This window comes from Oceanispirochaeta sp. M1, assembly GCF_003346715.1.
Taxonomy (GTDB): domain Bacteria; phylum Spirochaetota; class Spirochaetia; order DSM-2461; family DSM-2461; genus Oceanispirochaeta.
Window position 1 is genome coordinate 146,510 of record NZ_QQPQ01000006.1, and the last position, 12,747, is coordinate 159,256.

Sequence of the window (12,747 nt, forward strand, 5' to 3'; positions counted from 1 at the left end):
TATGAATAATCAGAAAAGGGATCGTTTGATTGAATTGTGTGTAAAGTTGATCCAGACCCCGAGTGTGACCGGAAAAGAGAAGGATATTACCGATCTGCTGAGCAGAGAAATGAAGGTTCTGGGTTTTGACGAAGTCAAGATCGATGGTATAGGAAATATTATTGGAAAGATCTCAGGGACTGGAGGGGGAAGAAAAGTTCTCTTTGATGGTCATCTGGATACTGTTTCAATTGCAAATAGAAATTCCTGGACCAAGGAACCATTCGGAGCAGAGATAGAGGATGGAAAGATTTATGGGAGGGGTGCTTCTGACATGAAGGGTGCTTTAGCCGCAATGATCATGGCTGCAGTGTCAGTCAAGGAGAACGGTGGTGTGAGTGGAGATATCTATGTCTCCGGGACTGTTTTTGAAGAGGTTGCAGAGGGCTATTCTCTAGCTTCTGTAATCAAACTGGTCTCTCCCGATGTTGTTATTATAGGTGAAGCTACCGAATTGAATCTGAACATCGGTCAACGAGGCAGGGCCGAGTTGCTGATTAAGACAAAAGGAGTTCCTGCACACTCATCCAATCCGGAGATCGGGGTTAATGCTGTCTATCATATGATGAACCTGATCTCTGAGATAACAGCTTTACCAGAGGTCTCGTGTCCTCATCTGGGAAAAGGGAATCTTGTCTTGACCGATATTATTTCTTCACCATATCCGGGAGCATCTGTGATACCAGAGGAATGTATTGCAACATTCGATCGAAGACTTATTACAGGTGAGAATCCAGAAAGCGTGCTGCAGCCTATTCTTGATATTATTGAGAGAATTAAGGCCTCTGATTCAACATTCAAAGCCGAGGCAACTATAGCCAGCATGATTGTTGAGACCTATACAAGGCATTCAGGAGTGCATAAACGTTTTGCTCCGGCATGGTTGATGGATAGAGATCATGAATTTGTGAAGCTCTCTCTTGAGGCCCTTCGTAAGTCAGGAAAAACTCAGACCGAAGTCGGAACCTACTCATTCTGCACCAATGGAAGCTGCTCTGCCGGTATCTCCAATATCCCTACTCTTGGATTTGGTCCAAGCAGAGAAGATCAAGCTCATGTTATAGATGAGTATATCCTTATTGATGAATTGGAACAGGCTTGTGATGGGTATGTAGCCATTGCAAAAAGTTTAGCCGTATAGAGAATCAAATATATTGCAGTTAGAGTCTGTCTGAAAAGATATATGAAGATTTCTATTTCTTAGGATTATTAGCATGAATATGGTGATTGTAAATGGCAACGTGGTATTGGATGATACTGTAGAGCAAGTTGATATACTGGTCGAAGAGGGGCTTATAAAAGCTATACAACCAGAAATAGATATCTCTGAATATTCCTCTCAGATTAGGATCATCGATGCGAGTGGCTGCATTGTTTTTCCCGGTTTTATCGATGCCCATACACATTATGGACTGGGAGAGGGAGACGAAGCTACTGCAGACGATTTTTTTTCCGGTTCCCTGGCCGCTGTCTTCGGTGGTGTGACGACTTTTATTGATTTTTCGGATCAGATTAAGGGAATGACCCTGTTGGAAGGTGCTGAACAGCGCATCAAAGAAGCCTCCGATAGTGTCATAGACTTTGCGTTACATCAGTGTGTCTATTGGATGCATGATCGAATTCCCATTGAGATGGATGAACTTTGTAAAGCAGGTGTCCGTGTTATAAAACTGTTCACAACATATAAACAGTTTGGCTGCTATTTCGATCCTAAGGATTGGCCGCAGTTATTCATGAACTGTAATGAGAGAGAGATGCTCATAACTATGCATGCAGAGGATGATGTGGTTATAGAACAGCTCTCCGGGAAGTATGCTTCTGAAGAAGATAGGTTGTTTCCCGCCTTTCATGCACTTATAAGACCGGCAGCTGCTGAATATCGGGCTATCATAGAAGCTGGGCAAACAGCTATAGAAATGAATACGCCTCTCTATATTGTTCATGTCTCTTCTGCAATGGGATTACAGGCAATCCGTGAACTTCGGGATGCGGGGGCAGAGATTTATGCTGAGACGACTCCACACTACTTATTCCTTGATGAGTCGTATCTTACGGGCGATGATGGGGCACTCTTTACTATGACGCCTCCATTGCGGAGAGTTGAAGATAATAGAGCACTTCTTAAGGCCCTTGCTGATGGGGAGATAGGAATCGTAGCAACGGACCATTGCTCGTATACCAGGAAACAGAAGAACATGGCTCTTGATTGTAGAGATATTCCCTCAGGGGTTTCCGGAAGCGAGGAGGCATCATCTCTCATATATTCATTCACTGTTGCAAACAGTTTAATTGATTTATTGAGGATGAAGGATTTGTTATCTATGAATCCGGCTCAAGTCTTTGGGCTATACCCGGGAAAGGGGAGCCTTCACATTGGTACGGATGCTGATATAACAATTTTTTCACAAGAGAAGCGAACAGTTATAACAGCTGAAATTATGCATAGTCGATCAGATTATACTCCTTATGAAGGATTCTCTATATGCGGGGCTCCTGTAATAACGATTGCCAGGGGTTCAGTCGTGATGGAGAATGGTACATTTTGCGGTCAAAAGGGGAGGGGTTCTTTTATTCCCTGCAAGGTTTCATCGCTATATAAGAAAAGAATCTAGATATATAGAACCCTATGTGTCTAGACAAAGATTGTACTTTTTCATCTTGCGGTACAGGGTGGTAAGCCCAATACCAAGGCTTTCTGCAGCCGCATTCTTTCCCTCTGTATCCTCACCATAGAAGTCCATGGCCTTAATTATGGCATTCTTCTCCAGATTCTCTATGGTGGAGAATGCGAAACACTGAAAATTCATGTTTTCATCCAGCATATATACCGGAAGAGACTCCAGGGTCACATTTCCTTCATCATCCATCATATTGAGCATATGAATTATGACATTTTCCAATTCTCTTATATTCCCCGGCCATGTATAGCCTTTAAGGAATTCGAAAACATTTTTTTTAACTTTAAAATCCTGCACCATACGGTTCGAAATGAAAGATGAGTGCTTTGTCATGAAGTAGTTCATTAGTGGTACTATGTCATCGTAGCGTTCTCTCAAGGGAGGTAGATCTAATGGGATTACATTAAGCCTGTAGAACAGGTCGGCTCTGAATATTCCTTCGTTTATCATACTTTTTATATCTTTATTAGTTGCAGCAATAACTCGTACGTCCAGGTCTACCAATGTATTGCTGCCAAGTCTTTCTATATTTTGTTCTTGAAGAACACGTAATAGTTTTGTCTGTAGGTAGATGGGCATCTCTGTTATCTCATCAAGAAAGATAGTCCCTTTGTTGGCCATCTCAAACTTCCCGATACGGCCCTGATTGTTTGCACCAGTAAAGGCTCCTTTAACATAGCCGAAGAGTTCGGACTCTATAAGATTTTCGGGGATCGCACCACAGTTTATTGCAACAAAAGAGTTGTCACGACGATTACTTGCATTGTGTATCGCATTTGCCAACATTTCCTTTCCTGTTCCGCTTTCTCCTGAGATCATGACAGAGACATCGTTTGGAGCTACCATCTTTGCTTTTTGTATAACATGTAAATAGGATTGTGCATTTCCAATCAGATTTTCAAAAGTAATTTTTTTATGCCTGTAAACAGGTTCATTCTTCCGTAATGCATTTCGATCCAGACGTTTCTTCAGAAAGTTTTCGATCAGGAGGATGAAGTTATCGATAAGTTCCTGATACATCTCTAAATTCTGCAATATCTTTGTTCTGTCTTTTTTTGTAAATGTGATGAAACTCATGGCCCCTATAGGCTGTTCTAACAGATTTACAGGCATGCAGACTTCCAATGTCTCTTTACAGAAGGCTTTTTGTACACATGATTTACACTCTGGATCGACTTTAGGATTCTGTATGACAATTTTTGTGTTTTGGGTTATGACTTTTTTTTGTATAAGACCATTTATATTGAGAAATTGGTTCACATTGCATCGACCGGTGGCTACTATTCGAATAAGCTTCAGGTCTACAAGAGCCACACCTATTCCTGTTATCATGGTGAAAGTATCACATAATTCTTGAATTTTAGATTTGTTGATAAATAAGTACCGATATAATTCCATCAAAGGTCCTTTATTCAAAATTAGTTTTATTGTATTTGAATCAGGTTATAGTAGATTTTAATAAAGTAAATGACTATATCTCCATATTATTCTGATGTAAAATTGATAACCGACTTTTCTTTAGTGATCATCTTATATGCTTATATATTAACATAGTTCTAGTTACAATTGTGATGTAATCCTTTCAATCCCCGGGAATAAGACTCAGAGCATTTCTATAAATGAATTCAAGTGATATGGTGAGGAGAAGAGTCTGTAATTTTCCTTGTGTAACTACCTATCCTACTCATTTAAAACTCAATTTATTGCCGGATTCCACTGCCTTAGCGGCATAGTCCATTTTTGGGTAGCCTGCTGTACGGCTAAGTATACGATCTTGAAAGCGTATCTGTCATTAGAGGGAAATCCTTCGATTTTTGATGGCCTTTCTGACAACACTATTCAAGGATTCAAGGATTCAAGGATTCAATGGTATTGGTGGTGTAAATAATTTTCCTGATCTCATCTGGATAATCAAAAATGGTTGTCAGGTTCTCCAAATGTATCGTCCACATTTTACAAATGGAACCATATTGGCTGTATCATTTTTCAGCAAAATTATTAAGTTCTCGCTCTGCTTCATCCAAGGTGATTGAAGAGTCGATTGCCTTCAAATATTTCGCTGTTTCCTTACGGTCCTTGCAGGAGACAGACTTCAATGAATTCCGGACCATATGGGCAATACAACGCTGTAATGTTTTTTTTGAAAGACTGTATTTATAGTTTCTGGGAAGTCAGTGAGTCCATCAACACATGCAGTGGAAATATCTTGAACACCTCGATTTTGAAGCTCAGTCAGCATAGAAATCCCAAATCGTTCTCCTTCATCAAACTGATGTATCTGAAGGTGATTTTGCTCAGAAGGACCAAGAATATTTCCCAGATTATTTGAGTTGCTTCTTGTCTGTGATGATTTTCATAATGTCATTCTATAAAGTATGAAGTGATCAAAGTTTCCATAACTATTTAAGGTCCATCCTTTCTATTCAGCCTAAGTGAATAGATATAAATATTATAAATGGGGAAATTGCATAAATCAAAGGTTTATGCAATTTCCTATAAAAAATTCACATGAAAGAAACTTATAAGAATTGCTACTAGCCGGCTATATAGCCCAGCTTTTCAGCCTCCAGGAAATCTGTTGCAGCACCTTTCTCATCTCCCATATTATTCTTTAAAACAGCTCTTTCATAATAGGCCTCAGCGTAATCCGGCTTCAAATCAATAGCCCCATTGAAATCCTGCAGTGCTTCACCATATTTATTAAGATTAAATTTTGAAACAGCTCTGTAATAAAAAGATTCGGGGAGGCCCGGGTATTGTTCTATTACGAAATCAAGATCTGCTATTGCGCTTTCATAATCACCTGATTCTGTTTTGGCATAGCCTCTTATAAAATAAGCTTCCAGATCACCTTCATCTTCTTTTATCATGCTGTTGCAGTCATCAATTGCTTTTTCATAAGCTCCTGAGAGAACTTTTACTGTAGCTATTTTGGCTGGGATTCTCGGGTTTGCAGGGTCCAGTTCCAGAACCTTCATATAATCATTAATTGCAGATTCAAAGTTATCGACCTCAATGTAGGCATAGGCTCTGTCGTAATATATTTCAGAATTATCAGGAGCAATATTTATAGACATTGTATAATCACTGATGGCTCCACTGTAATCATCGAGCTGATACAGACAACGCGCCCTTATGGAGTAGATATCCGCATCATCACCTGCTAATTCAAGATATTTTGTGAAGTCTTCTACTGCACCCTGGTAATCATAGATGTACTCTCTCGCATAAGCTCTGGAATAATAAAGACCTGCATCAGTAGGGTCAAATTCGATTGCCTTACCATAATCTATTACAGCACTCTCTCTGTCTCCGTTCATATCTTTCGCATATGCCCTCAGGGAATAAATCTCCGTATTACCGGGATTCATTTCCTGGGCTTTGTCATACGCCTGAACAGCCTCATCATAATCCCACATATCTGCAGCGCTTTGCGCCTCGGCCATATAATCCTCAAAGGTTTGAGAATAGCCATTGATAGCAAATAATACAAAAATCAAAGTTAGATAAAATTTATTCATTCAGGAAGTTTAAAAAGAAAAGCATATAAAGTCAATTTTTAAGATTTTTTGATCTCTTTTTAAATCATCCCTGACGTATTTGTGACACAATCCTCCGCTATGATGGTAAGAGAAAGGGTAAATACCCTTCAATCTTTGAGTGAGGTAAAAAAAATGATAAACACAAGCTATTCGAGAAATATGTTATTCAGGAAAACTGCCTTGATTTTCATTATCGCCCTGGTTATTCCATACGCAGTAATGGCAAACGGCAATATGGATTCTGATAGAGATTATGAAGGTGAACTAAAGGAGACCACGGCACGGATCTGCAATTCAGTGGAAGCAAAAACAATGACTGCTGCTCAGGCAAAAACAGAGCTCAGTGAATTAAGACTGCGATATCGTAAGGAATACACCGATGAAAGCGGCAGGATGGACTCAGTCATTGATGATCTTGGAAATGGAGTGATCACAGCAGAACAAGCCAGAGACAGGTTTAATGAACTTGAAGAATTAAGATTGCAGGAACGGAAACGGGAAGAGCTTCAACTGGAAGAACAGACAAGGGAACAAGAAAAAACACAGGAAAAGCAACAAAACAAAACCAATAATCCCAATCCGGATTCAAATCCTGATCCCAGCCCCAGTCCTAATCCCAGTCCTAATCCCAGTCCCGATCCGGAACCCAATAAATCCTCCAATGCAAACAAAAATGGAAGTGGAACAGGAGGAAAATAAGAAGAATCCTGAGAATCAATTCAAAATTGAAAAGAACTACTTCAATATAAATAAATCAAAGTCCCCACTTTTTTAGCGGGGATTTTATAAATCAACTATATTTATAAGAGTTCGATCTTTGGAATTTGAAAGGACTGAAAAGTGATTCAAACGATCTTAATCATAGAAGATGAAAGGCGTATAGCTGACTGGATCAGGATATATCTTGAACGAGCAGGTTTTACTGCTGTGAACGCTTATGATGGAAAGGATGGACTTGAATCGGCCCGTTCTCTTAATCCGGACCTTATTATTCTGGATCTGATGCTGCCGGGACTCAATGGAATGGATCTTTGCCGGGTTCTTCGTCAGGAATCTGATGTTCCAATAATCATGCTGACCTCAAAAGGCAGGAAAGAGGATCGGATAAACGGATTGGATGAAGGGGCTGATGATTATATTACAAAACCCTTTGATGCGGATGAACTGGTAGGCCGGGTCAAAGCAGTTCTCCGCCGTTACCGGGGGCGTGTACAGAAGACTATTTCCTGTGGAATTCTACATCTGAATGAAACGACACAGGAAGTCAGTCTGGATGGTCAGGCTATTAAACTGAGTCAGGCACAGTTTGATATTCTATCCGTATTTATGCGCAATCCCAATATTGTACTGACTAGGAATCAGTTAATTGAACAGGCTTTCAACAATAAGTTTGATGCATATGATCGTGCTATTGATACACATATAAGACGTCTGCGGAAGCTTATACACAAAAATGAATTCAAACCAATACAGACCATTTACGGTTCAGGATATAAACTAGTATGCTGATCTATATGAAATCAATTTTCTGGCGTCTTTTAACTGCCTTTATTTTCATTATTATTGTCTCTATTTTAATAAGCACTTCAATTGAATATATGACAAGCAAATCTCAGTTACCCCATTTATTAACAGAAATCAGATCACAAACAATAGCTCAGATTCTCAGCTCATCATACACAAGAGATAAAGGATGGGAAAATCTACAGCAGGAGATCAGCAGGCTTGAAAAGGACGGCTATAGCGAATCTCCGGTAAATATCTCAATGAGAATCGTGGTAAAAGATATCAGTGGGAATACCTTATATAACAGTTTTTCAAATCTGGTTAACCTTGGAAAATTTTCGCTTATTGAAGGAGAATCGGTTCATATCCTGGATCTGGATAAATCAGAGATAATTGGAACCGTAACAATTTATATCCGCCGTGAATTTCTTAAACAGGAAACAACCCGGTATTTATATTCCCTTATTAAGCCAAGGATTATTCAGGGTCTTATCTCAATCATTATTTTAGTATTTGTAGCTGCACTCATGTCCCGGCGTATAGCCGTCCCTATCATTGCATTGACCAGGGCCACACAGAACATTTCTGAAACCGGAGAAACATCTCTTATTCCTGTCAAAACGTCCGATGAACTGGGGCAGATGACTTATTCATTCAACCAGATGATCCTCTCTCTCGGGGCTCAAAAGCAGTTGAGGGAAAATCTGATTAGAGATTTAAGCCACGAAATAAATACCCCTCTGAGTGTTATCCGTCTGGAAGCAAAGGGTTTGAATAATAAATTAGTTTCACCGGAAAAGGCATCCGCACAGATCATTAAAGAGGTAGATAAATTAAGCAATCTGGTAAATGACCTGGACTGGCTTATAGAATCCGATTCCGGTCTAATCAAATTGGATCTGGAGACCTGTTCTCCAGGACTGCTTATTCAAAGCGAAGTGGAACGATGGCAGTTAAAAGCAGAAATGGAGAGCATAAGCCTCGAATTATCAGTGCTTCCTCCTGGATTGCCGGAGATAAGAATTGATAAAGTACGAATGAGTCAGGTTCTTGGGAATCTGATTGAAAACGGATTGAAATATTCACCAGCCGGCAGCCGTCTGGTAGTGGAATGTTATGAAGAGAATAATGATGTTGTTATCTCGGTTTGTGATAATGGTTCGGGAATCGCTGCTGAGGATATTCCCTTAATCTTCGAAAGATTTTACCGCGGAGAAAAATCGGGTGAAATGAACAAAGAGGGAAGAGGTCTTGGATTATCCATAGTCAAACAGATCGTGGAGATTCATCAGGGGCGGGTCAGGGTTGAAAGCGTTGATAGAGAGGGAAGCTGCTTTTATATATATCTTCCTTCCTGAATTATTGTGATCGTAAGTTTCCGGGTCCGGTGAGTTCTGAGAAATCCTTTCTATTTTGCAGCTTCCTTGCGCTCCTCTCCCTTCGCGGTCATCTGTAAAATATCCCTATACAGTTAAGAGCTTGAATCTGATTTTAAATCAGATTCAAGCTCACAAATATGTTCTTTAAATACACTTTTAGTGGAGATTCAATATTAAGCTTATGAAAGTCAATAATAATCGTCACCCATAGGTGTAAACTCGGCATGTTCAACCCACCAAAGTGGCTTTTCCACCATTTCAATGATGTTTGCGACTGTTTTATAGTGGTAGTCTTCCTGACGGGAAAGTTTCTGAAACAGAGATTTACCTTCTTCTGTATCAAGTTCAGAAAATTTCTCTGAATAAAAATCTCTGCCTTTTTTTTCTATATCAAGAGCCTTTTTTAATTCTTCCAAAATTTCGGTGGAGGGGATCTCCGACTGATCTTTAATTTGGGAAAAAATTGTCTTTACTTCAGACATAGAACTCTTATTCTCAGTGGAGGTACTCTTTCTCTGGAGTGTTTCTACTGCTTTAGCATGCTTTGCTTCATCATCCGCCAGCATAGTGAAAATACTTTTGATTCCTTTGTGATCCGTCTTCGAGGCAAGGTTTCTATACAATAATTCAGCATCATGTTCCATTTGGATGGAAAATTCATACATATTCATTTAGTTTCTCCTGAACAAGATCGATTTAGAGCGAACTCTGTTTTAAGTATAACAAGACAAACACCTCACTACCAATTTTTTCTTTGTTTTAATGCTGCATGACTGGTAAACAAGATTTTTATTACCCCTGATCTTTTCATGGTTAAAAGCAGAGTGATGTTCGGCGTTCCGGCGTCTCTTGCCCTCCAAGTATTCGGGTCGTCATTCCAGTTCGATTCCCGCTTATAACAAAAAAAAGAGAATCATACAGCAAGCTGCACAATTCTCTTTATATGGAGGTGGCGGGAATCAGCTTCAGTCATCAGCTTCCTGCTGATTCCTTGCGCTCCTCTTCATTCGCTGGCATTCGGCATCGTGCCTCATTTCCGCCTTTCGGCGCGCTCATTTCAGTTCGATTCCCGCACATATGCAAAAAAAAAGAGATTATCACAGCAAGCTGCAATAATCTCTTTTATATGGAGGTGGCGGGAATCGAACCCGCGTCCTATTGGGCGCTGGTAAGGTCTCTACAAGTTTAGTCTCTACTTGGTATTTCAGAAATTACGAGAGGAGGAGACGACCCTGCAAAATCCTACTTCCGATTTAATGTCCCTCTTCAGTCTCGGACTAAAGAAAAGGTAAGTTCTGGTTTGTGGCGGACAGTCCAAGCCTCAGAACGGCGTCCTGGGTGCCCGTCGCTGCTATATATTAAGCTGCGAGTTTAAGTGCTGTGTTGTCGAAAGAAACGACAACAACGTCTTCTTTTTTGGCACTTAACAAAAAGAAAGTTTAAGGAGGTAACGCTCCACCTGCAACCCGACCATCGTAATCCAACAGTCGAAACCTTGACACCCCCAGGGTGTTATAGTGAAATCATCATAATGGGATAAGTACTGCTAGTCAATGACTGAGAACTTCAATTTTCAATAGACTTATTTAAGGCGGAAATCTCTTTCGGAATCTCTTCTGATATCCTTTTCCTTGATCGTGGCACGCTTGTCGTACATCTTTTTACCTTTACAGATACCAACATCCACTTTAACTCTACCGTTCTTCAGATAGAACTTGAGGGGGATCAGTGTAAAACCTTTTTCAACAACTTTTCTTTCAAGTTTTTTGATTTCCAGTTTATGGGCCAGTAACTTCCTGACTCTGTCTGCATTGTGATTATGAATGTTTCCAAAATCATAGGGAGTTATCTGGAGATTCTTGATAAAGAGTTCTCCATTTCTTATCTCACAAAATGCATCAGGGAAAGAGAATTTGCTGATCTTAAGAGATTTTACTTCAGTACCCTTCAAAACTATTCCACATTCCAGACTTTCTGAAATTGTATAGTTATGACGCGCTTTTCTATTTTCTCCCAACACATTGGATGGGGTCTTCTTTTTCTTCTTTGACATATTCCTAGTTTACCTTTTCTGCAGGATCACCGGTCTGAAGCCAGTATAGGCGGTACACCAGTTCCCCGGCTGAGATCCTCTGGTTTCAGGTTTAACCTGTCCCGGAGGATTAGCCCAGCTTCCACCCCTAACAGCATTGTCAGGAAAACTGAAACTGCTGTTATGAGAAAGGCTATTATACAAATATACATCGTTCGTGCCAAACCCGTTTTCACACCATTCCCAGAGATTTCCTTCCATATCGTATAGATCTAGTTCTCCGGGGAGGAAAGATCCGGCCTCCAGGGCTCCAAGATTCTTCTGTGAGGGTCTGTCTCTGCTGGTTAAACCGTTTGCAATGGAAATCTCTTCCCATTCCCATTCATCAGGAAGTCTTACATTCATGTCGTAGGAATTTATATATTTCTCATTAAACCAATCATTAAAGGCCTGTGCTGCAAAGAGAGAAACATAGTGCAGAGGTTCCTGACTGTATTCGGTGAGCTGATTGTCTTCCCAGTCTGTCAGATAATTATCATCAACCAGTCCATCTGCAATCAGCTTTTCTTTAGAAGCTGAAGTCCATTCTGGATTATCTGCTAAAAAGCGTAAATACCATCCCTTGGTGATTTCTCTGTCTGCAACGAAAAAGGTATATTTTTCCGATAATTCTGTATATGTGCCTACCGGAATAAAGCGGAGGGGATCAGAAGATACAGGCTGAAGTATTTCACCTTCAATATCAAAGGTAATTTTATTCTGAGCTCTTGAGGCAGGGAGTTTCAGTTCGGGGATCTCATGAAATTCTTTGAGAAGAATTAGTAATTCAGGATTTTCTGCCAGAAAGGCTGCAGAATCGGCAGCAGCAGAGAGAAGGTTTGAACTGTTTAAAGCTTTTCCTTCTGTTTCATAAAGTATAAATGCTTCAAGCCATTGCCGGTATGAATTATCATAGGCCGCTGTTCTTAAAAGTGATTTTAAATATTCTTCAAAATATTCGCTGTCAACTTCCTGTTTACGGTCACTGCTTCTGTAATAAGCTTTCATCAGATCCTGCATATCAGGCGGCAGCTTCAGAGAGGAAAATCCTTCATCTGATTGAAACCAGGAGGCAGTCATCAGGTGGTGATCATCCATAAGTTCAGGACTGATATCTGATATTAAATCTGCATCGAAGTCTCTGTTCCTTTTAAAGATCAGAGTGGCAAATAAACGTCCTTTGATTTTAACTTCAGATTCCCAGGTTTCATGGTAGGGTGATTTAATAGTTATTTTTCTTTGTCCCCTGGCTACAAAATAGCGGCCGGGTGATGCTCCCAGACGGATATCATCTACATATACGGAGGCCCCTTCAGGAGTGGTATTGAATTGATAATTGGTACCGCTTTTCATTATTCCAGGTAGAAAAAAGATAAGAAACAGTACCAACAGAGCCAACACCGCATAGACATATTTAATATAGCTTTCGGGCTGAATTCCAAAAATAGGTTTCAAGATTACTTTTTGTTCGTTCAATTCTTCTTCAGACAGGGGAATTCGCTTCATATCAGGATTATAGGAAGACTATAATG

At 40.1% G+C, this 12,747-nt stretch carries 10 protein-coding genes, 1 other RNA gene and 1 pseudogene; 5 read left to right on the forward strand and 7 right to left on the reverse strand.

The genetic code is table 11. From position 1 onward, the window contains the following. Position 1: 1 nt before the first annotated feature. On the forward strand, positions 2-1,180 hold the full coding sequence (locus DV872_RS05750) for a YgeY family selenium metabolism-linked hydrolase (RefSeq protein ID WP_114628900.1): 1,179 nt from the start codon (positions 2-4) through the stop codon (positions 1,178-1,180). A gap of 73 nt (positions 1,181-1,253) precedes the next feature. Next, positions 1,254-2,651, forward strand: coding sequence for an amidohydrolase family protein (locus tag DV872_RS05755; protein WP_114628901.1), 1,398 nt, complete (start codon positions 1,254-1,256; stop codon positions 2,649-2,651). A 12-nt stretch (positions 2,652-2,663) separates the two neighbouring features. Here the strand turns inward: DV872_RS05755 and DV872_RS05760 are convergent, their stop codons facing one another. The 3 genes and pseudogenes from DV872_RS05760 to DV872_RS05780 all read right to left on the reverse strand — a co-directional run bounded on the left by DV872_RS05760 (position 2,664) and on the right by DV872_RS05780 (position 6,238). Continuing rightward, positions 2,664-4,049, reverse strand: a complete 1,386-nt coding sequence (locus DV872_RS05760) for a sigma-54-dependent Fis family transcriptional regulator (protein ID WP_158546849.1) — start codon at positions 4,047-4,049, stop codon at positions 2,664-2,666. Between the two features lie 515 nt (positions 4,050-4,564). Further along, a pseudogene (locus DV872_RS27245) lies at positions 4,565-4,828 on the reverse strand (transposase). Positions 4,829-5,251: 423 nt separating this feature from the next. Beyond that, entirely contained in the window at positions 5,252-6,238 is a 987-nt protein-coding gene (locus tag DV872_RS05780) for a tetratricopeptide repeat protein (protein WP_114628906.1), read from the reverse strand. A gap of 201 nt (positions 6,239-6,439) precedes the next feature. Here DV872_RS05780 and DV872_RS26500 point away from each other — a divergent pair, with 201 nt between their 5' ends. From DV872_RS26500 to DV872_RS05790, 3 genes are all read left to right on the forward strand, one after another. Continuing rightward, positions 6,440-6,958 carry a hypothetical protein gene (locus tag DV872_RS26500; RefSeq protein ID WP_158546850.1) on the forward strand — a complete coding sequence of 173 codons (519 nt, stop codon included), beginning with the start codon at positions 6,440-6,442 and terminating at the stop codon, positions 6,956-6,958. Positions 6,959-7,099: 141 nt separating this feature from the next. Further along, entirely contained in the window at positions 7,100-7,768 is a 669-nt protein-coding gene (locus tag DV872_RS05785) for a response regulator transcription factor (RefSeq protein ID WP_114628907.1), read from the forward strand. A 5-nt stretch (positions 7,769-7,773) separates the two neighbouring features. Further along, positions 7,774-9,123, forward strand: a complete 1,350-nt coding sequence (locus tag DV872_RS05790; RefSeq protein WP_158546851.1) for a cell wall metabolism sensor histidine kinase WalK — start codon at positions 7,774-7,776, stop codon at positions 9,121-9,123. A 209-nt stretch (positions 9,124-9,332) separates the two neighbouring features. Here DV872_RS05790 and DV872_RS05795 read toward each other — a convergent pair whose 3' ends face one another. The 4 genes from DV872_RS05795 to DV872_RS05810 form a co-directional block, all read right to left on the reverse strand. Beyond that, positions 9,333-9,815: a ferritin family protein gene (locus DV872_RS05795; RefSeq protein ID WP_114628909.1), complete on the reverse strand. Its 483-nt coding sequence runs from the start codon at positions 9,813-9,815 to the stop codon at positions 9,333-9,335. A 453-nt stretch (positions 9,816-10,268) separates the two neighbouring features. Next, positions 10,269-10,650: a transfer-messenger RNA gene (ssrA, locus tag DV872_RS05800) on the reverse strand. A 76-nt stretch (positions 10,651-10,726) separates the two neighbouring features. Continuing rightward, positions 10,727-11,197: an SsrA-binding protein SmpB gene (gene smpB / locus DV872_RS05805; protein WP_114628910.1), complete on the reverse strand. Its 471-nt coding sequence runs from the start codon at positions 11,195-11,197 to the stop codon at positions 10,727-10,729. Between the two features lie 9 nt (positions 11,198-11,206). Then, positions 11,207-12,721: an SUMF1/EgtB/PvdO family nonheme iron enzyme gene (locus DV872_RS05810; RefSeq protein WP_114628911.1), complete on the reverse strand. Its 1,515-nt coding sequence runs from the start codon at positions 12,719-12,721 to the stop codon at positions 11,207-11,209. Positions 12,722-12,747 lie beyond the last annotated feature (26 nt).

What these genes read in the sequence shown, in the direction of transcription:
- DV872_RS05750 (WP_114628900.1), top strand. Translation starts at nt 2, where the DNA reads ATGAATAATCAGAAAAGGGATCGTTTGATTGAATTGTGTGTAAAGTTG.
- DV872_RS05755 (WP_114628901.1), top strand. Translation starts at nt 1,254, where the DNA reads ATGAATATGGTGATTGTAAATGGCAACGTGGTATTGGATGATACTGTA.
- DV872_RS05760 (WP_158546849.1), bottom strand. Translation starts at nt 4,049, where the DNA reads ATGATAACAGGAATAGGTGTGGCTCTTGTAGACCTGAAGCTTATTCGA.
- DV872_RS05780 (WP_114628906.1), bottom strand. Translation starts at nt 6,238, where the DNA reads ATGAATAAATTTTATCTAACTTTGATTTTTGTATTATTTGCTATCAAT.
- DV872_RS05790 (WP_158546851.1), top strand. Translation starts at nt 7,774, where the DNA reads ATGAAATCAATTTTCTGGCGTCTTTTAACTGCCTTTATTTTCATTATT.
- DV872_RS05795 (WP_114628909.1), bottom strand. Translation starts at nt 9,815, where the DNA reads ATGAATATGTATGAATTTTCCATCCAAATGGAACATGATGCTGAATTA.
- smpB (WP_114628910.1), bottom strand. Translation starts at nt 11,197, where the DNA reads ATGTCAAAGAAGAAAAAGAAGACCCCATCCAATGTGTTGGGAGAAAAT.
- DV872_RS05810 (WP_114628911.1), bottom strand. Translation starts at nt 12,721, where the DNA reads ATGAAGCGAATTCCCCTGTCTGAAGAAGAATTGAACGAACAAAAAGTA.